At 62.5% G+C, this 20,949-nt stretch carries 20 protein-coding genes and 1 tRNA gene; 13 read left to right on the forward strand and 8 right to left on the reverse strand.

Annotation, left to right across the window (positions count from 1 at the left end):
- Positions 1–48: 48 nt before the first annotated feature.
- The 3 genes from ACQ4WN_RS00440 to pepN form a co-directional block, all read right to left on the reverse strand.
- Positions 49–124: transfer RNA gene (locus ACQ4WN_RS00440), tRNA-Thr, on the reverse strand.
- A 116-nt stretch (positions 125–240) separates the two neighbouring features.
- On the reverse strand, positions 241–1,242 hold the full coding sequence (locus tag ACQ4WN_RS00445) for a class 1 fructose-bisphosphatase (protein ID WP_436549775.1): 1,002 nt from the start codon (positions 1,240–1,242) through the stop codon (positions 241–243).
- Between the two features lie 32 nt (positions 1,243–1,274).
- Positions 1,275–3,929 (reverse strand): aminopeptidase N, encoded by a 2,655-nt coding sequence (gene pepN, locus ACQ4WN_RS00450; RefSeq protein ID WP_436549776.1) that lies wholly within the window; start codon positions 3,927–3,929, stop codon positions 1,275–1,277.
- Between the two features lie 197 nt (positions 3,930–4,126).
- Between pepN and ACQ4WN_RS00455 the strand changes: the two genes are divergently transcribed.
- Positions 4,127–4,756 carry a DUF4136 domain-containing protein gene (locus ACQ4WN_RS00455; protein ID WP_436549777.1) on the forward strand — a complete coding sequence of 210 codons (630 nt, stop codon included), beginning with the start codon at positions 4,127–4,129 and terminating at the stop codon, positions 4,754–4,756.
- Positions 4,757–4,946: 190 nt separating this feature from the next.
- On the opposite strand, the gene ACQ4WN_RS00460 is transcribed toward ACQ4WN_RS00455, so the two are convergent.
- From ACQ4WN_RS00460 to ACQ4WN_RS00475, 4 genes are all read right to left on the reverse strand, one after another.
- Positions 4,947–5,876: a quinone oxidoreductase family protein gene (locus tag ACQ4WN_RS00460; RefSeq protein WP_436550084.1), complete on the reverse strand. Its 930-nt coding sequence runs from the start codon at positions 5,874–5,876 to the stop codon at positions 4,947–4,949.
- A 93-nt stretch (positions 5,877–5,969) separates the two neighbouring features.
- Complete coding sequence (locus tag ACQ4WN_RS00465) at positions 5,970–6,359, reverse strand: methylglyoxal synthase (protein WP_436549778.1); 390 nt, start codon at positions 6,357–6,359, stop codon at positions 5,970–5,972.
- A 29-nt stretch (positions 6,360–6,388) separates the two neighbouring features.
- Positions 6,389–7,309 carry a DMT family transporter gene (locus ACQ4WN_RS00470; RefSeq protein WP_436549779.1) on the reverse strand — a complete coding sequence of 307 codons (921 nt, stop codon included), beginning with the start codon at positions 7,307–7,309 and terminating at the stop codon, positions 6,389–6,391.
- A 92-nt stretch (positions 7,310–7,401) separates the two neighbouring features.
- Positions 7,402–9,873, reverse strand: coding sequence for an alkaline phosphatase D family protein (locus ACQ4WN_RS00475; protein ID WP_436549780.1), 2,472 nt, complete (start codon positions 9,871–9,873; stop codon positions 7,402–7,404).
- 156 nt (positions 9,874–10,029) lie between these two features.
- Between ACQ4WN_RS00475 and ACQ4WN_RS00480 the strand changes: the two genes are divergently transcribed.
- From ACQ4WN_RS00480 to ACQ4WN_RS00535, 12 genes are all read left to right on the forward strand, one after another.
- A complete protein-coding gene (locus ACQ4WN_RS00480) occupies positions 10,030–10,755 on the forward strand; it encodes a YebC/PmpR family DNA-binding transcriptional regulator (protein ID WP_436549781.1) in 726 nt (241 codons plus the stop codon).
- A gap of 60 nt (positions 10,756–10,815) precedes the next feature.
- Positions 10,816–12,084: a phosphoribosylamine--glycine ligase gene (gene purD, locus ACQ4WN_RS00485; RefSeq protein WP_099762331.1), complete on the forward strand. Its 1,269-nt coding sequence runs from the start codon at positions 10,816–10,818 to the stop codon at positions 12,082–12,084.
- A gap of 140 nt (positions 12,085–12,224) precedes the next feature.
- Positions 12,225–13,046 (forward strand): hypothetical protein, encoded by an 822-nt coding sequence (locus ACQ4WN_RS00490; protein WP_436549782.1) that lies wholly within the window; start codon positions 12,225–12,227, stop codon positions 13,044–13,046.
- 103 nt (positions 13,047–13,149) lie between these two features.
- Positions 13,150–14,064 carry an oxygen-dependent coproporphyrinogen oxidase gene (gene hemF / locus ACQ4WN_RS00495; RefSeq protein ID WP_436549783.1) on the forward strand — a complete coding sequence of 305 codons (915 nt, stop codon included), beginning with the start codon at positions 13,150–13,152 and terminating at the stop codon, positions 14,062–14,064.
- The gene (nadD, locus tag ACQ4WN_RS00500) at positions 14,061–14,744 is read left to right on the forward strand and encodes a nicotinate (nicotinamide) nucleotide adenylyltransferase (protein ID WP_436549784.1); all 684 of its coding nucleotides are present in this window, start codon (positions 14,061–14,063) and stop codon (positions 14,742–14,744) included. Before hemF ends, nadD begins: the two co-directional genes overlap by 4 nt.
- On the forward strand, positions 14,745–15,431 hold the full coding sequence (rsfS, locus tag ACQ4WN_RS00505) for a ribosome silencing factor (RefSeq protein ID WP_436549785.1): 687 nt from the start codon (positions 14,745–14,747) through the stop codon (positions 15,429–15,431).
- 6 nt (positions 15,432–15,437) lie between these two features.
- Positions 15,438–15,908, forward strand: a complete 471-nt coding sequence (rlmH, locus tag ACQ4WN_RS00510) for a 23S rRNA (pseudouridine(1915)-N(3))-methyltransferase RlmH (protein WP_034747108.1) — start codon at positions 15,438–15,440, stop codon at positions 15,906–15,908.
- A gap of 7 nt (positions 15,909–15,915) precedes the next feature.
- A complete protein-coding gene (locus ACQ4WN_RS00515) occupies positions 15,916–16,536 on the forward strand; it encodes a Maf family protein (protein WP_436549786.1) in 621 nt (206 codons plus the stop codon).
- A 43-nt stretch (positions 16,537–16,579) separates the two neighbouring features.
- A complete protein-coding gene (gene rng, locus ACQ4WN_RS00520; RefSeq protein ID WP_034747098.1) occupies positions 16,580–18,043 on the forward strand; it encodes a ribonuclease G in 1,464 nt (487 codons plus the stop codon).
- Positions 18,044–18,062: 19 nt separating this feature from the next.
- A complete protein-coding gene (locus tag ACQ4WN_RS00525; protein ID WP_436549787.1) occupies positions 18,063–18,914 on the forward strand; it encodes a pepsin/retropepsin-like aspartic protease family protein in 852 nt (283 codons plus the stop codon).
- 5 nt (positions 18,915–18,919) lie between these two features.
- Positions 18,920–19,717: an AraC family transcriptional regulator gene (locus ACQ4WN_RS00530; protein WP_436549788.1), complete on the forward strand. Its 798-nt coding sequence runs from the start codon at positions 18,920–18,922 to the stop codon at positions 19,715–19,717.
- Positions 19,718–19,796: 79 nt separating this feature from the next.
- Complete coding sequence (locus tag ACQ4WN_RS00535) at positions 19,797–20,420, forward strand: LysE family translocator (protein ID WP_436549789.1); 624 nt, start codon at positions 19,797–19,799, stop codon at positions 20,418–20,420.
- On the opposite strand, the gene ACQ4WN_RS00540 is transcribed toward ACQ4WN_RS00535, so the two are convergent.
- Complete coding sequence (locus ACQ4WN_RS00540; RefSeq protein ID WP_436549790.1) at positions 20,396–20,935, reverse strand: hypothetical protein; 540 nt, start codon at positions 20,933–20,935, stop codon at positions 20,396–20,398. The two genes, ACQ4WN_RS00535 and ACQ4WN_RS00540, sit on opposite strands and share 25 nt — an antisense overlap.
- Positions 20,936–20,949: the final 14 nt, after the last annotated feature.

Below are 20,949 nucleotides of genomic sequence, written 5' to 3' on the forward strand. Positions count from 1 at the left end.
AAGGGCTACAAGCCGAAGCTTGTAACCCTTTGATTTACTGCGAATACTTGGTGCCGTTGGCCGGAATCGAACTGGCGACCTTCACATTACGAATGTGCTGCTCTACCAACTGAGCTACAACGGCGAAGACCCACATTCTACAAACAATGCACAAAATTTGCTAGTGTCAACGCGAACTTTTTTGCATTTTTTTAGCGTCCCGGCTGCGGGCCGCTAAAAATCGCTGAAAAGTGTGGCTGTTTACTCCGCGTGGTAGGCCGTGACGCGGGCCACTTCGTCTTTCGAGCCAAGGAAGACGGGCACGCGCTGGTGCAGCTTGTGCGGGGCGATGTCCATGATGCGCTGCTGGCCATCTGTGGCGGCGCCGCCGGCTTGCTCGACGATGAAGGCCATCGGGTTCGCTTCGTACATCAGGCGCAGCTTGCCGGGCATCGAGGTGTCGCGCAGATCGGCCGGGTACATGAAGATGCCGCCGCGGTTCAGGATGCGGTGCACGTCGGCCACCATCGAGGCGATCCAGCGCATGTTGAAGTTGCTGCCGCGCGGACCCGTGTCACCAGCCAGCAGCTCGTCGACATAGCGCTTTACCGGCGCATGCCAGTGGCGCGCGTTCGACATATTGATGGCGAACTCCTTCGTCGTCGGCGGAATCTGCATATTGCTTTGCGTGAGTACCCACGAACCCATTTCGCGGTCCAGGGTGAAGCAGTTCACGCCATTGCCGAAGGTCAGCACCAGCATGGTTTGCGGACCATACACGGCGTATCCGGCTGCAACTTGCTTAGAGCCGGCCTGCATGAAATCCTGTTCGGTCGGCTGCCCCATGCCTTCCGGGGCTTTGAGCACCGAGAAGATGGTGCCGATCGAGACGTTGACGTCGATGTTCGACGAGCCATCGAGTGGGTCGAACAGCAGCATGTATTCGCCCTTCGGATAGCGGTTCGGGATCGGGTGGATCGATTCCATTTCTTCCGACGCCATGGCCGCCAGGTGGCCGCCCCATTCGTTCGCTTCGAGCAGGATCTCGTTGGAGATGATGTCGAGTTTTTTCTGTACTTCGCCCTGCACGTTTTCCGTGTCGGCCGTGCCCAGCACTTCACCGAGGGCGCCCTTGCCGACAGCGTGGCTGATGGTCTTGCAGGCGCGCGCGACGACTTCGATCAGCAGGCGCAGTTCGGCCGGGATGCTGTTGTTCGAGCGCTGCTCTTCAACCAGGTATTGCGTAAGACTGATGCGTTTCATGAAATCCCTCTGTTTTAATGATTATTACGGTGTTAATTCGCCAGCGCCTTGCTGACCACTTCCATCACGTCATTCGACAGGCTGGCCTGGGCGGCGACTTGTTCCAGCGCTTCGCGCATGTGGCTTTGCAGCGCAGGCACGTAACGGCGCCAGCGGTCCATGGACCGCGCCAGGCGGGCGGCCACTTGCGGGTTCAGGGCGTCGAGCGCGATGACTTGCTCGGCCCAGAATGCGTAGCCGCTGCCATCTGCCGCGTGGAACTGCGATGGATTGGCGTTGGTGAAATTGAAGATCAGGCTGCGCGCGCGGTTCGGATTTTTCAAGGTGAACGCCGGGTGCGTCATCAGCTGGCGCACGGCTTGCACATCGGTCGTTGGCGCGGCGGCCTGCATGGCGAACCACTTGTCGACCACCAGCGCCTCGTTCTCGAAGTCGCGATAAAAACTGGCCAGGGCCGCCTGCGCGTGCGATTGCGAACCCGAATGTATCAGAGCACCCAGGGCTGCCGCGCGGTCCGTCATGTTGCCGGCGCTATCGAACTGCTGCTGCGCCAGCGCCAGTTCTTGCGCATCCGGTACGATCAGCAAATAGGACAGGGCCAGGTTTTTCAACGCCCGCTTGCCGGCCGACAGGGCGTCGGGACTGTATTCGCCCGGCGTCTGGTTGGCGTGGTATTGCGCCAGCAATTCAGGTTTCAGCGCGGCCGCGATGGTGCGGCGCATGAACTGGCGCGCCGCATGGATCGCCTGCGGGTCGACTTGCGCCATGCGCTCGGCGATGATGGTTTCCGATGGCAGGATCAGGGCCAGCTCGCGGAACGCAGGATCGAGCGTTTCGTCCGCCAGCAGGGCGCGCTGCGCTTCGATGAAGGTGTCGTCCAGCGCCAAGGCCTCTCCGGCGGAGACGGCGCCGGTCAGCTTCAGCAGGCGCTCCATGGCCAGGCGCTGGCCCGCTTCCCAGCGATTCACCGGGTCGCTGTCGTGACGGAACAGGTGCAGCAGTTGCGCATCGGTATAGTCGTATTCCAGCACCACGGGGGCGGAAAAGTCGCGCAGCAGCGATGGCACGGGGACTTCCCCCACCTGCGTGAAGCGGAAGGTTTGCGACGCTTCGGTCAGCTCCAGCACGACGCTGGTGGCGCCGTTCGATGCCACGCCATCGATCTGCAGCGGCAGGTCGCGTCCATCCGCGCCCAGCAAGCCGACGGTGACGGGAATGTGGAATGGCAGTTTTTTCGGCTGGCCCGGCGTGGCGGGACAGCTTTGCGCCAGGGTCAGCTCGAACGTCTGGCTGGCCGCGTCGTAGCACGTAGAAGCGGTGACGACGGGCGTGCCGGCCTGGCTGTACCAGCGCTCGAACTGATTGAAATCGCGGCCATTGGCGTCCGCCATGGCGGCACGGAAGTCGTCGCACTGCACGGCCTGGCCATCATGGCGCTCGAAGTACAGGTCCATGCCCTTGCGGAAACCGTCGCGGCCCACCAGGGTCTGGTACATACGCACCACTTCGGCGCCTTTTTCGTAGATCGTGACCGTGTAAAAGTTATTGATCTCGACGAAGGAATCGGGACGCACGGGATGCGCCATCGGACCCGCATCTTCGGGGAACTGCGCCTGGCGCAGGGTGCGCACCTGGTCGATGCGCGTGACGGCGCGGCCCGTGTCCGTGCCGATCATGTCGGCCGAGAATTCCTGGTCGCGGAACACCGTCAAGCCTTCCTTCAGTGACAGCTGGAACCAGTCGCGGCACGTCACGCGGTTGCCAGTCCAGTTATGGAAGTATTCATGGCCAACCACCGCTTCGATGCCCGCGTAATCGACGTCGGTCGCCACGCGCGAATTGGCCAGCACATACTTGGTATTGAAAATATTTAAACCCTTGTTTTCCATGGCGCCCATGTTGAAGTCGCCCACGGCGACGATCATGAAGCGGTCCAGGTCCAGCTCCAGGCCGAAGCGTTCCTCGTCCCAGCGGATCGAGTTTTTGAGCGACTGCATGGCATAGTCGGTTTTATCCAGGTTGCCCTCTTCCACCCACACTTGCAGCAGCACTTCGCGTCCCGACTTCAGGGTGTAGCGCTCCTCCTGGCACACGAGGCGCGCCGCCACCAGCGCGAACAGGTAGGACGGCTTCTTGAACGGGTCTTCCCACTTGGCGTAATGGCGGCCGTCGCCCAGGTCGCCCTCTTCGATCAGGTTGCCGTTCGACAACAGCACCGGATACCTGTCCTTGTCGGCGCGCAGCATGACGGTGTATCTGGCCATCACGTCCGGGCGGTCCGGGAAGAAGGTGATGCGACGGAAGCCTTCCGCTTCGCACTGCGTGAAGAAATTATGGTTCGACACATACAGGCCGGACAGCGAGGTATTGTCCTGCGGCGCCAGCACGGTCTCGATATCGAGCAGCACCTCGTCCGGCGCCTTGGGGATGGTCAGCATGCCGGCCGTCAGCTTGTACTGCGACGGCTTCAGCAGCTTGCCATTCAGGCGTACCGCCACCAGCTCGATGTGTTCGCCATGCAATTCGATACTGCGGCTGCTGCTGGCCGGGTTATGGCGCATGCGGATCCGGCTCGCCACCACTGTGCGCGCGGGATCAAGATCGAAACCAAGTTCGACGCTGTCAACCAGGAAGCTGGGCGGCGTGTAATCTTTGCGGTAAATCGTCTGAGGGCTGTCTGTGCGCATAGGGAATGGGTGGGAGCGGAGGCAAAAGCCTATTTTACCAACACCAGCCCCCCGATAGTCGCGATTCAACTCAGGAATGTTGGATTCCCTTCCACGCCGACATACCAGGTAACATTCTGTAATAATGCATGGAAACAAATGGAACTATTCTTATAATACTAAGCGATGAATTGCGTCTACTATCAGGAGATCATGCAATGAAACGATATCTCACCATCATGATGGCCGCATTGACCGTGTTGTTGACCGGATGCGCCACCACCGTACGCAGCGACGTGACCGTCTTCCATGAATGGCCTGCGCAATTGCAGGACAAATCCTATGCATTTGAAGCGCCAGCGGCGGAAAACGATACGCTGGAATACCGCAGCTACCAGAACCTGATGCGCGCGGAACTGGCAAAACACGGCTTCGGCGAAGCTTCCGGCCCTGCGGCTGCCAATTTGCGCGTGGCGATGCATTTTTCGACAGTCGACTATCCTGAGCGCGTGCTGCAAGCCACCGATCCATTCTGGTATGGCGCCGGCTACTGGCCTGGCCGCTATGGCTATCGCTACGGCGCATGGCCTGGCTATGGCCGCTTCGGTTACAACCCTTACTGGTATGGTCCGATGGACGTGGAAGAAAGCGTGCGCCATAAATACGAACGCGAACTGCGCGTGACGATCAATGACCGCAGCGGCAAGAAACTGTACGACGTGACCGTGCAATCGACCAGCAATAAACGCGCCACCTCGCAAGTGATGCCGGCCATGGTGGCCAGCGCCTTTGCCGACTTCCCCGGCCAGAGCGGCGTGCCCCGTAAAGTCGAAGTCAAAATAGAGTAATTACGTGGCAATACAAAAAAAGCCGGCTGGTGCAGCAATGCGCCAGCCGGCTTTTTCATGTCTGCGTTTTATACCTATGAGTAATATGCCTCGGCGGCAAAAGTGAGCACGCCGATCAGGGCCACGGCCAATACCAACACGATCAGCAGGCGGCCAAATTTCGGCGTGCCGTCTGTTTCGTTGCCGCCGCTCATGGCACGATGATGGTCGAGCCGGTGGTCTTGCGCCCTTCCAGGTCCGTGTGCGCCTGGGCAATATTGGCCAGGCCGTAGCGCTGGTTGATCTCAATCTGCACTTCGCCGCTGCTGACGACGCCAAACAGCGAGGCAGCCATCTCTTCCAGGTTCACGCGGTTCGAGGCATAGCTGAACAGGGCGGGGCGCGTGATGAAGAGCGAACCGCGCGAGGCCAGCTCGGACAGGGTAAACGCCGGCACGGGGCCGGAGGCATTGCCGAAGCTGACCATCATGCCCAGCGGCGCCAGGCAGTCGAGCGAGCCCGTAAACGTATCCTTGCCGATGGAATCGTAGACCACGGAGACGCCCTTGCCACCCGTGATCTCGCGCACGCGCTCGACGAAGTTTTCCGTGTTGTAGTTGATGACGTGGGCCGCGCCATGCGCCTTGGCCAGCGCCACCTTTTCATCGGAGCCGGCCGTGCCGATCAGGTTCACGCCCAGCACCTTCGCCCACTGGCAGGCGATCAGGCCCACGCCGCCCGCCGCCGCGTGAAACAGGATGGTATCGCCCGCCTTCAGCGCCACGGTGCGGTGGAACAGGTATTGCACCGTCAAGCCCTGCAGCATCATGGCGGCGGCCGTATCGAAACCGATGCGCTCGGGCAGCGCCAGCAACAGGGCCGCCGGCAAGTTGCGCTGCTGCGCATACGCGCCATTGATGCGCGCCGCGTAGGCCACGCGATCGCCCACCTTGACTTCCGTGACACCTTCACCCACCGCCTCGACGATGCCCGCGCCCTCGACGCCGAGGCCATTGGGCAGCGGCTGCGGATACAGCCCCGTGCGGAAATACACATCGATGAAATTGAGCCCGATCGCCTCGTGTTTCACGCGCGCTTCGCCTGGACCGGGTGGCGGCAGCTCCACATCCACATATTCCATCACGTCCGGGCCGCCCACGCGCTGTACGCGGATGGCTTTGGTGGTAATCGTTGCGCTCACAATATGCTCCTTGAAGAAGAGTCGGGAAAAACGTCAGGCAGCCGCGCTGGCCAGTGCCTGCAGCTGCGACAGCACCAGGTGCGCCGACGACAGATTCGTCGCGCACGCCACGTTGTGCACGTCGCAGGCGCGCACCAGCGCGTTGATGTCCGGCTCGTGCGGCTGCGGTGTCATCGGGTCGCGCAGGAAAATCACGCAATCGATCAAGCCTTCCACCAGCAGGGAGCCGATCTGCAAGTCGCCGCCGAACGGGCCCGAATGCTTGCGCTCCACTTGCAAACCCAGCTCGTTGATCAGGCGGCCGCCCGTAGTGCCTGTAGCCGACAGTTCGCAGCCCTTGAGAAAGTCCAGGTATTCGCCCGCCAGGGTAATCATGTCATCTTTTTTCTTATCGTGGGCAATCAGGGCGATGCGTGTTTTCATGGTGAGGACCATTTCAGTTGGTGGAGGAATTATTTCTTTTTCGACAGCAAGTAAATACCGGCCAATACCAGGCTGGTGCCAGCCAGTTGCCAGTTGGTGATCGGTTCATCGAGGATCATGGCGCCCAGGAACAGGGTCGACACGGGACCGATCATGCCCGCCTGCGAGGCGACGGGTGCGCCGATGCGCTCGACGGCGATCATCGTCATGAAGACGGGCATCACCGTGCAAAAGATGCCATTCAGCAAAGACAAGCCATACACGGGCATGGGCTGAATCAGCAACTCGACGGGGCGCAGGATGAAGAATTGGGCGATGCAGGCAAAGCTGGCCACGCACATCGCGTAGGAAACGAGCCGCATCGAGCCGATGCGCTTCACCAGTTCGCCCGAGCCCAGCAGATACACGGCATATGCACAGGCCGAGCCCAGCACCAGCGTGGAACCCAGCGCTACATTGCTGGCACCGCCCTGCAAGTCATGCACGAAGACCAGTACGATGCCGCAATACGAAGTGAGCAGGGCCAGCCATTGGATTCGGCTGATGCGCTGCTTGAAGTAGACGGTGGTGATCAAGAGCACGAAAGTGGGCGTGAGGAACAAAATCAGGCGTTCCAGTCCCACGGAAATATATTGCAGTCCCAGGAAGTCCAGATAGCTGGACAGGTAATAGCCGACGAGGCCCAGCCCGACCAGGCGCCGGCGGTCGCTGGTCGACAGCGGCGGCTCCGTGCGCATCTTCCACCAGGCGATGACGGCGAACACAGGTAGCGAAAAGATCATCCTGAAGGCGATCAGGGTGACGGCATCGATCTGGTAGCGGTACAGCAGCTTGGCGACGATGGCCTTGGTGGAAAACAGCACCGCCCCGCCCACGGCGATGGCCAGGCCACCGAGGTAGACGGAACGGGGAATCGAAGATGGGGATGCTTGCGGGGAACTGGAGCTCATGCCCGGATTGTAAGGCAAAAGCTGGGGTCAGACCCCCGCAAGCGACAGCACAAGCCTCTGAGTTAGCGGCATTGAGGGTCTGACCCCATCAGTTACGCCACCACCACCGCCACCGCGCCCGCCGCCACCGTGGCCGTCGTCACGCGCGCAATCACGTTCGTCGGCGCCGCCGTGCCGATCAGCTTGTTGACCTGCTTGAACTGCGCCACCAGCTTGCCCGGCGTCAAAGTGACCACCGTGTAGCCCTGCGCATCCGTATTCAGATGCTTGATCCACGGATTGTTACCCAGGCCGGACAATTGCTGCGCCAGGCCCAGCAGGGTAGTGTTGAAGTCAGCGCTCGCTTTCAAGCCCGCCTGCACGGCCGCCACTGTGGCATCGAGCTGCACTTCCGGCACGCCCTTGGCTGCCAGCGCGCCGCGCAGCTGCACGCGCAATTGCTCCAGCAGGCTGTCGACGGTGGGCGCCGCCTTGCCCATGGTGTAGTCGAGCAGGTTGACGTCGAGATTGAGCGTGCCCAGGCCCGTGACGGGAATGGCCAGCGGATAGCTGACGAGGGTGCCGATGTCGCCCATCGTGCCGGCTGCCGACTTCAGGTAGCTGAAGAAGGAATCGGAGCTGACGCCGGCCGACACCAGGTCCACCATGACGGGCGTACCGCCGCCGGCAGCGTCGAAGTCGTCGCTGACCGTGCCGGCAAAGAAGGAATGGATATCGCCGGTAATCGCCACCACATTGCCGATAGCATTCGTCTTCAGGTGCGCCATCAGATGCTTGCGCTCGCTGTTATAGCCATCCCACTGGTCGCAATTGAGCAGGAAGCGCGTGAAGAATGGCGCCAGTGCCGCTTGCTGGCCCGATGCGGCGACAAAGCTCGATGCGGCGCCCTTGGCCTGCACATCAGGCTTGATCCAGCCGAAGGCGATCACTTGCGCGGCAGCGGCCGGCGAGCCGCTATTGTAGGCGGCTACCGTGATGCCGGCCTGGGCCGCGCTCAAGCCGGCGCCCACGGCTGCGGCGCCCTGCGCGCTGGCGTTCGCGGCGGCACCGGCAATCGCCATGGCCGCTGCCTGCGCCACGCTCGATGACGCGCCCGCCGTCGAGGCAGCCACGATGGCGCAGGCCAGCGGCACGCTGCCGCCCACCAAAGGCAGGGTGCTGGCAATGGCCTGACCCACTTTCGACATGGCGCTCAGGGCCAGCAAGGTGGCGATCGCATCCGTGCCATTCAAGCCCATGCGCAGTAGCGACACTTCATTGCCCCACAGCTTCCAGGTGGAGGTCGCCGCCTTCATCTTGCCTTTCCACCAGTCGCGCTGCGTGCTGCCCAGCATGCCGACGGCGGCCAGCGGGTCGGTGCCAGCCTTCGTGGCGGCGGCCATTTTCTGCCCTTCCACGCTGTCGAACAGCGCTTGCGGCACCAGGTAGCGGCTGCCGACGCTGCCCAAGGGCTTGCCCGTGGCCGGGTTGATCGTCGCTTCGGCGATCGCGTGGTCGGCACGGTACAGGCGCTCGTCCGTCATGACCAGTTGCATCAGCTTGCCGAACTGGAAATCGCGGTAAATCTGGATATTCTGGAACGTCGTCGCGGCAGCATCGAAGGTGACGTCGGCCGGCATGAATTCGAACCACGCCTGATTGGCGCTGCGACGGCGAGTTGGCTGGTGCAGGTCGCTGCCATCAGCGGCCACGATGCCTTCATAAGTAGAGGCGTCCTGCCAGGCGTCGTCCGTGAATTCGTGATCGTCCCAGATGGCGATGAAGGCAAAGCGCTCGTGCACGGCTTGCAGGCGCGTATCGGTGCGGTATTTCTTGTACAGGTAGCGGTAATCGGCCACCGTGGTGGCGTACTTGGCGCCCGCGTTGCCGCTTTTGAACGTGCCATCGGGCAATTTCAGCTGGTCGTGGCGGCTTTCCACGGCGCCGCTCTGGAAGCCCTCACCCACCGTTTCATAGATGTAGTCGCCCAGATGGACGATGAAGTCGAGCGACTCGTTGGCGGCGATATGCGACAGCGCGCCCCAGTGATTGATGCTCCAGTCCTGGCACGTCAGGTAGGCGAACTGCAGCTGCGATACGTCGGCCGTGGCGGCGGGCGCCGTCTTGAAGCGGCCCACATTGGAGCGCACGTCGCCGGCGATGAACTGGTAAAAATACACCTGGCCAGGCTGCAAGCCCGTCACCTTGTGGCGCAAGGTATTGTCGAAATCAGCTTTCAGCGGCAATGTCGCATCGACGATGGTGGCGCCGGCAAGGGCCGTGTTGCTGCCCAGTGCGGCTGTATTGTCGGTGGCGCTGACGATCAGGCGCACGGCCACGTCCGACTTGCCTGCCACGGCGGGAGCGACGGCATCGAAACTGGCAGGCACGACGCGCGTCCACAGCATGGCGCTGTCGGCGCGCGGATCGCCCGAAGCCACGCTTTGCGGGAATTTCCAGTCGCTGCCGGATGCCAGCGGCACGCCAGGATCGCTGTAATCGGTGCTGCCGCAGGCGGCGAGGCCGACAGTGGCAACAGAGACAGTGATGAAACCGCCCAACTTAAGAAATTGCCGTCTATCCATTTGACTTGCCATGATGTCGCGCTCTCGATATGGTGAAAGCGCGTCACTTTAGCAACAGATTGTGTCATCTTGATGACGTGACCACGGCGCTTGGCGAGGGGGCGATATGCTAAAATGTCGGCCACAATTGAACACCTCGTCTAAGGAAGATTCGACATGGCAGGACATAGCAAATGGGCCAATATCAAGCATAAAAAGGCTGCCACCGATGCCAAGCGCGGCAAAATCTGGACGCGCCTGATCAAGGAAATCACGGTTGCAGCCCGCATGGGCGGCGCCGACGCCATCACCAATCCGCGCCTGCGCCTGGCCGTCGACAAGGCGGCTGACGCGAACATGCCGAAAGACAACGTCCAGCGCGCGATCAACCGCGGCAGCGGCGGCGTCGATGGCGCCAACTACGAAGAAGTGCGCTACGAAGGCTACGGCGTGGGCGGCGCGGCCGTCATCGTCGAATGCATGACTGACAACAAGGTGCGCACGGTGGCCGAAGTACGCAACGCCTTCAACAAGAACGGCGGCAACATGGGCAACGAAGGCTCGGTTGCCTTCATGTTCCAGCACTGCGGCCAATTGCTGTTCGCGCCGGGCACCGACGAAGACAAGCTGATGGAAGCGGCGCTGGAAGCGGGCGCCGACGACGTCATCACCGACGAGGAAGGCGGCTTCGAAGTGCTGACCCCCGTGCACGATTTCGCCACCGTCAAGGAAGCGCTGGAGGCGGCCGGATTCAAGGCCGAAGTGGCCGAAGTCATCATGAAGCCGGCGACGGAAACCGTGTACGCAGGCGACGACGCCATCAAGATGCAAAAACTGATCGATGCGCTGGAACTGCTGGACGACGTCCAGGAAGTCTTCACCAATGCATTGATAGAGAATTAATCAATTCGAACACAAGGGCGGCACCGCCGCCCTGCAACCCACACTGAACGAACGGTCCTTATGAAAATTCTGGTAGTCGGCTCTGGCGGCCGCGAACACGCCCTGGCCTGGAAACTGGCCCAGTCCGAACGCATACAGATGGTGTATGTCGCGCCGGGCAACGGCGGCACCGCGCGCGATGCGCGCCTGGTCAATCTCGACATCAGCGACCCTCAATTGCTGGCCGACTTCGTTCAGCAGGAGCACATCAGCCTGACGGTCGTCGGTCCGGAAGTGCCGCTGGCAGCGGGCATCGTCAACCTGTTCCGCTCGCGCGGCCTGAAAATCTTCGGCCCGACGAAAGAGGCGGCGCAGCTGGAATCGTCGAAGGACTTCGCCAAGGCCTTCATGCAGCGCCACGGCATTCCGACTGCTGCTTACCAGACGTTTTCCGACGTCGCTCCCGCGCATGCCTACATCGACGCCATGGGTGCACCCATCGTCATCAAAGCTGATGGCCTGGCCGCTGGCAAGGGCGTGGTCGTTGCCATGACCCTGGAAGAAGCGCACCAGGCGGTCGACATGATGCTGTCTGACAACCAGTTCGGCGACGCCGGCGCGCGCATCGTCATCGAGGAATTCCTCGCTGGCGAAGAAGCCAGCTTCATCGTCATGTGCGACGGCAAGAACATCCTGCCACTGGCCACCAGCCAGGACCATAAACGCCTGAAAGACCACGACCAGGGCCCGAACACGGGCGGCATGGGCGCATACTCGCCGGCACCGATCGTCACGCCGGCCATGCATGCGCGCGTCATGCGCGAAATCATCGTGCCGACCATCCAGGGCATGGCCAAGGATGGCATCACGTTTACGGGCTTCCTGTACGCGGGCCTGATGATCGACGACAAGGGCACGCCAAAAACCCTGGAATTCAACTGCCGCATGGGCGACCCGGAAACGCAACCAATCATGGCGCGCCTGAAAACCGACCTGGTCACCGTCATGGAACATGCCGTCAACGGCACGCTCGACGCGGTGGAACTGGAATGGGACCGCCGCACGGCCGTCGGCGTCGTCATGGCTGCCGCCGGCTACCCGGACGATCCCGTCAAGGGCACGCCGATCGGCGACATCCCGGCCGAAACGGTCGACTCCGTCACCTTCCATGCTGGCACCCGCATCGAGGGCGAGCGCCTGGTCACCAACGGCGGGCGCGTGCTGTGCGTGGTGGGTCTGGGCGACAGCATCAAGATGGCGCAAAAGCAGGCGTATGAAACCGTGGAAAAAATCCATTTCGACGGCGCGCAATACCGCCGCGACATCGGCTGGCGCGGCCTGAAACACTAAGTACCAGGCACCAAGCACGCCCCTTGGCGGCAAACGGCGGGGCCGGCGCGGAATGCATCCGCGCCGGCCCCGTTTGCATCGGCACGCCGGGAAAACAAGGCTTGCGCCAAGATTTTTCCTTCCTGATAAAGTTGCAGCCAATGACACCCCACTCCCATCCCGCCCTCGCCCAGGTGCGCCAACTCGGCCTGATCACGGACAATGAACTCGACGACGCCATCGCGGAACTGGATATCATCGAGCTGCAGCGCAACCATAACGCAGAAGAAGATATCGACGTGCCGGAGCTGGCCGCTGACGCGGGGCTCGTCGATACCCTGGCATGGCTGCTGCTCACGGACCTGCTGCCGCAGGACGACTTCCTGCGGCGCGTACAGTATCTGCCGCGCCAGCATGGCGGCGCGGCCCTGCTCGAACGCCAGCAACTGACCGCCGACGCGCTGCGCCAGGTCAACCGCCTGGCCATCGACACCCTGTATGACGAGGATGTGATCGACCAGTGGCAGCGCGACGCCGCCCACGCCAGCTTGCCCGGGAACCGTCTCCTCGCCTCGCCCATCGCCGCCCTGCGCGACATGCTCCGGCAGGGTACCCTGTCGGCACCCCAATTCGAGGCCCTGCGCCTGCGCACCCGCCAGCGCGGCTCGGAACTGGCGCGCATCATCGTCGACGCCGCCGCGCGCCAGGCCCGCCTGGAACGCCCCGCTTATGCGCGCCCGGCAACGTGGGTAAGGGCCGCGCTGATACTGCTGGTACTGGCCTTCGCGGCCCGCGCCATCGTCTCCAGGCAGGCGTCCGCTCCCGACGCAGCCCCCGTCGCCGCAGTCGCTGAGCAGGGCGTCGAACGGCCTGACCTGCAGCAGCGGGCAGCGCACGCCGTGAAGAGTGCGCCCCTGCCCGGCGCCGGGCAGGAGCTGTCCATCACCGTAGTGCAGGACGGCGCCACGCCACCGGCGCGCTGAATTACAGCACAAACGCACAGCGCCAGCGCCGCCCTATCACAAAAACGCGTAACAGGGTACAATCCGTCCTTACTTTTTTATTTCGGCCTCGTCGGCCCACGCGATGTCGTCAACTCCCTCTCCTTCGGCCGTCAAGGCTTATTTGCTCGATTTGCAAAGTCGTATCGTGCAGGCGCTCGAAGCGCAGGACGGCAAGCCCTTCCTGACCGATACCTGGCAGCGCCCCGAGGGCGGTGGCGGTATTACGCGGCTGATAGAGGAAGGCAATGTGTTCGAGCGTGGCGGCGTGAATTTTTCGCACGTCACCGGCGCCGCACTGCCACCATCGGCAGCGGCCGCGCGCCCTGAACTGGGCGGCAAGGCATGGGAAGCGATGGGCGTGTCGCTGGTGCTGCATCCGCGCAATCCATACGCACCAACGGTGCACATGAACGTGCGCTTTTTCAGCACCGTGAATGCCGATGGCGAACCCGTATGGTGGTTCGGCGGCGGCATGGACTTGACGCCGTATTACGGCGACACGGGCGACGTCAAGCACTTTCACCAGGTGTGCCATGATGCGCTGGCGCCGTTTGGCGCGGAACTGCATCCGAAGTTCAAGCAGTGGTGCGACGATTATTTCTACCTGAAGCACCGGCGCGAAGCACGCGGCGCCGGTGGCATCTTCTTCGACGACTTCAATGCCCTGGGCTTTGAAGACAGTTTCGCGATGATGCGCAGCGCCGGCGACGCCTTCACTGACGCCTATGTGCCGATCCTGGCGCGGCGCAAGGATACGCCCTACGGCGAACGCGAACGCGATTTCCAGTGCTATCGGCGCGGACGCTATGTCGAGTTCAACCTGGTGTTCGACCGCGGCACCCTGTTCGGGCTGCAGTCGGGCGGACGCACCGAGGCGATCCTGATGTCGATGCCGCCCGTGGTCAAGTGGCGCTACGACTGGCACCCGGAAGCGGGCAGTCCCGAAGCGGCGTTGTATACTGACTTCCTCGTGCATCGCGACTGGCTGCAGGCGTGACGGAAGTTGGCACGGCGGGTAGCACGGCATGCGTGACGCTACTCGGTGGCAGCTACGATCCGGTGCACATGGGCCATGTCGCGCTGGGCACGCATTTTTCCAGCCTGCTGCACGCCGATGAGCTGCGCGTGATTCCGGCCGGTGCACCCTGGCAAAAGGGCAACCTGGGCGCCAGCGGCCAGCAGCGCGCCGAGATGGCCAGCCTGGCGTTTGCCGGCCTGCCACTGCCCGTGCTGATTGACCGCCAGGAAATCGAGCGCAGCGAACATGGCCAGGCCAGCTACACCATCGATACCTTGCGCCAGGTACGCGCAGAACTGGGGCCGCGCGCTTCCATCGTTTTCCTGATGGGTGCCGACCAGCTGCAGCGCCTCGCGACATGGCGCGAATGGCAGCAATTATTTGAATACGCGCATATCTGCGTCGCGGCCCGCCCCGGCTTCGCGCTGAATGACACCGCAGTGCCGCAAGTGGTCGCCGACGAATTTTCGCGCCGCCTGGGGTCTCTGGAAAGCATCCGCAACACGCCGCACGGTCTGACTTATCTGGCACAGGACTTCGCGGTGGATATCTCCGCCACCGAAATACGTGCGGCATTACAACGGGGGAATCGGGCAAACTCGCTTGTTTCCCCGCTAGTGCTAGACTATATTGAACAACATAATTTATACAAAAGCTAAATGGACATCAAAAAACTGCAAACCCTCGTCGTTGACGCCCTTGAAGACGTCAAAGGCCAAGACATCGCCGTCTTCGAAACGAGTCACCTGACCAGCCTGTTCGACCGCATCGCGATCGTCTCCGGTACCTCGAACCGTCAAACCAAGGCGCTGGCCGCCTCGGTGCGCGACAAGGTCAAGGACGCCGGCGGCCAGATCATCGGCATGGAAGGCGAGGAAACGGGTGAATGGGTACTGGTCGATCTGGGCGACATGATCGTCCACATCATGCAAGCGCCTATCCGCGCCTACTACCGCCTGGAAGAAATCTGGGGCGACACCCCGGTCAAGCTGGGTGCCGCCAAGCGCGCGCCGAAAAAAGCCGCCGGCGACGAGCCGAAAAAGGTCAGCGGCCATCTGGCAGCGAGCAAGGCCAATGTGGAAGCTTCGCCCGTGATCGAGAAAAAGACACCGGCCAAGAAAGCCACGGCAACCACCGCCGCCAAGAAAGCCCCGGCGAAAAAAGCCGCCTCGAAAGCTGTCGGCAAGACCGTCAAAGTTGCGCCGACCAAGACCGAAGCGGCCGCCGTGAAAGCCTTGAAAGCACTGCCAGAGAAAAAAGTGCGCGCCCCACGCGCGGCCAAGCCGGCAGCCGATGCTGCTCCGGCAAAAACCGTGATCAAGCGTATCAAAAAAGTCGAAGCGTAAGCCTCGATGCAGCTCATCATCGCTGCGGTCGGCCATAAAATGCCGGCCTGGATAGAGACGGGCTTCGCGGAATACGCGAAGCGCATGCCACCGGAATTGCGCATCGTGCTGAAAGAAATCAAGCCGGTGGAGCGTTCCGGCAGCAAGACCGCCGCCACGGCGATGGCACTGGAACGCGAACGCATCGAAGCCGTCCTGCCCAAGGGCGTGCGCATCATCGCCCTCGACGAACGCGGCAAGGACCTGACAAGCGTCGGCCTGTCGCAGCAATTGATGGCGTGGCAGCAGGATGGCCGCGACACGGCCTTCCTGATCGGCGGCGCCGACGGCCTCGATCCGCAACTCAAGGCGCGTGCCGAAGGCATGCTGCGCATCTCCAGCATGACCCTGCCGCACGGCGTGGTGCGCGTGATCCTTGCCGAGCAGCTGTACCGCGCCTGGTCGATCACCCAAAACCACCCCTATCACCGCGTCTGAACTCCCCATGAAAACGGCTGATCACAAGATCTACCTTGCTTCCAAAAGTCCGCGCCGGCGCGAACTGCTGCGCCAGATCGGCATCGATTTCGAATTGCTGCTGCTGCGCAGCGACGGCCCGCGCGGCGCCGACGTCACCGAGGAAGTCCTCCCCGGCGAGTCGGCGCTCGACTATGTCGCCCGCGTGTCGAATGAAAAAGCCGCCTTTGCCTGGGACCTGGTGCGCCGCCGCCACCTGACCCCGCGCCCCGTGCTGGCGGCCGACACCACCGTCACCATCGATGGCATCATCCTTGGCAAACCAGCCGACCGCTTTGAGGCCGTGGCCATGCTGCAGCAGCTGTCGGGCCGCACGCACCAGGTGCTCACCTCGATCGCCGTGCACTACAAGAACTTCGCCGAGCAGCGCACACAGGTGTCGCAAGTGCGCTTCGGCGTACTCTCGCCCGCCGCCATCGCCGCCTACTGCGCCACGCCCGAGCCCTACGATAAGGCCGGCGGCTACGGCATCCAGGGCAGCGCCGCGCTGTTCGTCGAACATATCGAAGGTAGCCATTCCGGCATCATGGGCCTGCCCCTGTACGAAACTGCACAGTTGCTAAGGCTGGCAGGTTTGCCCCTGCCCTGATCCCGGGTATGATGTCATTCGTTGCCTCCACTCTCCCGCCTCCATGAACGAAGACATCCTGATCAATATCACGCCGCAAGAAACGCGCGTCGCCCTCATCCTGCAGGGCGCCGTGCAGGAATTGCACATCGAGCGCACGCTCACGCGCGGCCTGGCTGGCAATGTGTATTCCGGCAAAGTGGTGCGGGTGTTACCGGGCATGCAATCGGCTTTCATCGACATCGGCCTAGAGCGCGCCGCGTTTTTGCACGTGGCCGACATCTGGGAAGCGCGCGGCCACGATGGCCAGAACGCGACACCGGCACCGATCGAAAAAATCCTGTTTGACGGCCAGGTGCTGACGGTGCAGGTGATCAAGGACCCGATCGGCACCAAGGGAGCGCGCCTGTCGACGCAGATTTCCATCGCCGGACGCATGCTGGTGTACCTGCCGCAAGACAAGCATATCGGCATCTCGCAGAAAATCGAAAAGGAAGCGGAACGCGAACAGTTGCGCGTGCGGCTGCAAAGCCTGCTGCCGCCCGACGAAAAGGGTGGTTACATCGTGCGCACCATGGCGGAGGATGCGTCCGACGCGGACCTGAAGGCGGACGTCGATTACCTGCGCAAGACCTGGAGCACCATCACGCACGGCGCACGCACGCGTCCCGCCACCAGCCTGCTGCACCAGGACTTGAGCCTGGCGCAGCGCGTGCTGCGCGACTTCGTCGGCGATGAAACGGCGACCATCCAGGTCGACTCGCGCGAAAATTATGTGAAATTGCGCGAATTCGCGGAAATCTACACGCCCAGCGAACTGACGCGTCTGCAGCACTACACGGGCGAGCGCCCCCTGTTCGATTTATATGGCGTGGAAGAAGAAATTCTGCGTGCGCTGGGGCGCCGCGTCGACCTGAAATCGGGCGGCTACCTGATCGTCGACCAGACGGAAGCGATGACCACCATCGACGTCAACACGGGCGGCTTTGTGGGCGGACGCAATTTCGCCGACACCATCTTCAAGACCAACCTGGAAGCGGCGCACGCCATCGCGCGCCAGCTGCGCCTGCGCAACCTGGGCGGCATCATCATCCTCGACTTCATCGACATGGATAACGCCGAGCACCGCAACGCCGTGCTGGCCGAACTGAAACGCACCTTGTCGCGCGACCGCACCAAGGTGTCGGTGAGCAATTTCTCGCCACTGGGCCTGGTGGAAATGACGCGCAAACGCACGCGCGAATCGCTGGCCCACATCCTGTGCGAACCATGCCCCGCCTGCGCCGGCAAGGGACAAGTCAAGACCTCGCGCACCATCTGCTATGAAATCCTGCGCGAACTGCTGCGCGAGGCAAAACAGTTCAACCCGCGCGAGTTCCGCATCCTCGCCTCGCAGGAAGTCGTCGATTTGTTCCTGGAAGAAGAATCACAGCACCTGGCCATGCTCGGTGATTTCATCGGCAAGAAAATTTCGCTGCAGGTGGAAAACGCCTACCATCAGGAGCAGTACGACGTCATTTTAATGTAGCCGATTGCCCGCGCTGACCATGAAAACAAACGCCACCCTGTGCCTGTTGCTGCTGTGTGCATCGACGGCCCTGGCCGCTACGCACGCTGCGCTCCCCGTTACCCTGGCCAATGGCACGCCTGTGGTGCAAATGGACCTGAATGGCAAGACGCTGCCCTTCGTGCTCGACACGGGTGCAAGCACCAGCCTGCACCTGACGCCGGAGGTCGCAGAATCGCTGCCGGGGCTTGCCTACACGGGCCGGCAGCGCAAAAGCATCGACCTGGCGGGCAAGATTCATGCATCGGACGAATTCCTCGTTCCTGCGCTGACCGTCAACGGCTTGCCATTCGCGGCCATGCAAGGCGTCATTCTGACGCCCTGGGGCCTGTTGCTGGGCAAGCAAAAGGGCTTGCCGGCAAATATGTCCGTGCTGGGATTGAATTTCTTTGCTGACAAGCGGGTCGTGCTCGATCTGCCCGCCGGCACCCTGCAGATCAGCGCCGGCAATGGCGCCGCGCCACCTGCCGGATGGCTGGCCATGCCATATGAGCGCATCGATGAAGGCCTGCTGCTGCATCTGGCCGACGGCAAGAAAACCTATCGCCTGGTACTCGATACGGCTGCCTCCGTCTCTATCATCAAGAGTTCGGCAGCTGAAGCAGCTTCGCACGTGGAAAAATGCGCATTCAAGCTGGGTCCAGGTCGCCCCTGCCGCACGATCACACTGTCGCTGCCGGGCGGCAAGAGTATCTCGCCCCTGTTGATGGCATTGCCAGATGAATTCAAGGCAGATGGCATATTAGGCACGGATTTCTTCCAGCAAATGCCGGTGCTGTTCGACCTGCAGCATCAAATGCTGTATTTGCGCCCGCCCGCGCCTGCTGCTTGACGCCTATGTCCGCACACAACAGCAGCACCGCCTTCTGGCGCGACCCGTTTCTGCCCCACGTGGAGAGCCGGCACGCCTGCCACAGCCGGGCGTGCTACAAGCCGCACAGCCATCCCACGTTTTCGATTGGCGCCGTCGACGCTGGCGGCAGCATCTTTACGGGCAGCAAAGACGGCAAGGTCGCCCTCGGCAATGGCAGCCTGGTGCTGGTGCCGGCCGGCTGCGTGCATGCCTGCAATCCCCTGCCTGACGCCTTCTGGAGCTACCAGATGCTGCACCTCGATGCGCAATGGCTGCAAGCACACGCGCCGGCGCTCGATGGCGACACGGCGACGGTGTTACACTGCCCGCGGCTGTACGCCCAGTTTTGCGCCATGAATACGCTGCTGTTTTCAAGCGCCGGCGCGGCGGAGAAGGATGCGGCGCTGCTGGCGTTCCTGGGCGCTTGCGCCGATACCCGTGCAGACCTGCTGCCATCGGAACGCAAGCCGGTGCCGCTGCAGCTGGCGCCCGTGCTCGAAACGCTGCAGGCGCGGCCTTCGGCCAGCCTGCCGCAGTTGGCGCAAGCGGCGGGCCTGAGCCCTTATCAATTGATCCGCGCTTTTCGCGCCGCCACGGGCATGACGCCGCATGCCTACCAGCTAAATATGCACGTCAACCGCGCGCGCAGCCGCTTGCAGGCAGGGACGGCTTTGGCGCAGCTGGCGCATGAACTGGGTTTTGCCGACCAGAGCCATCTGCAGCGTGTCTTCAAGGCGCATGCGGGCATCACGCCGGGGCGCTATCGCCGCCAGGACAGCTGAAGCGCCTGCAATTTTCTTCAATACAGGCTCTCGCCGGCGCCTGCATACTCGCGCATCGCCATTGCCGGAGCCGAACTCCATGCACGATTTCTTCTTCATCGCCGCCGCCCACTTTCTTTCCCTGCTGTCGCCCGGTCCCGATTTTTTCCTGATCGCGCGCACTTCGCTGGCCCACGGCTGGCGCGGCGCCGCCGGCACGTGCGTGGGCATTACTGCGGCAAATGCGGTATTTATCGCGGCGGCGTTTGGGGGTCTATCGGTGCTGCAGGCGGGCAGTACGGCATTCATGGTGGTGCGCCTGGCAGGATGCGCCTATCTGCTGTACCTGGGCTGGCTGTTCTTGCGCCATGCGGGCAAGAGCAGCCTGGATGCAAAGCCCGCCGCAGGCAAGGCGCGCTGGCGCGGCGGTGTCGTGATGGGATTTGTCTCCGCCATCCTGAACCCGAAGAATGCGCTGTTCTATGTCAGTCTGGCCACCGTGCTGGCCGGCAGGCAGACGAGTCCCGCTGCGATGGTGGCGTATGGCGCATGGATGGTATTTGCCGTGCTGGCGTGGGATATGGCGGTGGCGCTGGCTATCGGCAGCAGCGCCCTGCGGCAGCGCTTTGCGCGCGCGCTGCCGTCGCTGGAACGGCTGTCGGGCGCGATGCTGATCGTGCTGGCACTGGTGCTGCTGGTTCAGGCTGGCAGCGGGTCCAGGTAAAACACGGCATACACTTTCAGCGGTGACGTTTCCGTCGCCTTTTCCGAGCGCACGACGGAGCAATCGTCGGCGGCCAGGCTGCGCCAGTTCTGGATGCCGGCCTTGGCGAACATGGCGTGCGCGGGAGCATTCGCGGCCAGGTCGAGTACCAGGCAGGCGTTGCGAGGGCCGGCGCCGTAGTTGACGGCACGGATCTCGATGCCGAAAGTCGTCATCCAGGGTTCCCACAAGCCTTTTTCCTTGCCGGCGGCCATGCGGTCGAGCATGTCGCCGAAGCTCAGGCCCTTCTTGACGGTACTGCGCAGGGCAGCCAGCGACGGTGCCAGGCGTGGATCAGGCTGCTTGTTGCCGGCGCGGATCTCGGCGATCGCTTTCAACTCCTTGATGATGGCTGCATCGCGCTCCGTGTAATCGCGCATGCGCGCGTAAAACTCGGCATCGAGGAAAGGATTGACGGTCAGCTTGGCGACGCCCTCTTCGCGGCGTTTGGGGGAAGGCGTGTTGGTTTTGGTCATGGCGATGAGGGCAA

The organism is Janthinobacterium pasteuri, assembly GCF_051380775.1.
In the GTDB taxonomy this organism is placed as follows: domain Bacteria; phylum Pseudomonadota; class Gammaproteobacteria; order Burkholderiales; family Burkholderiaceae_D; genus Janthinobacterium.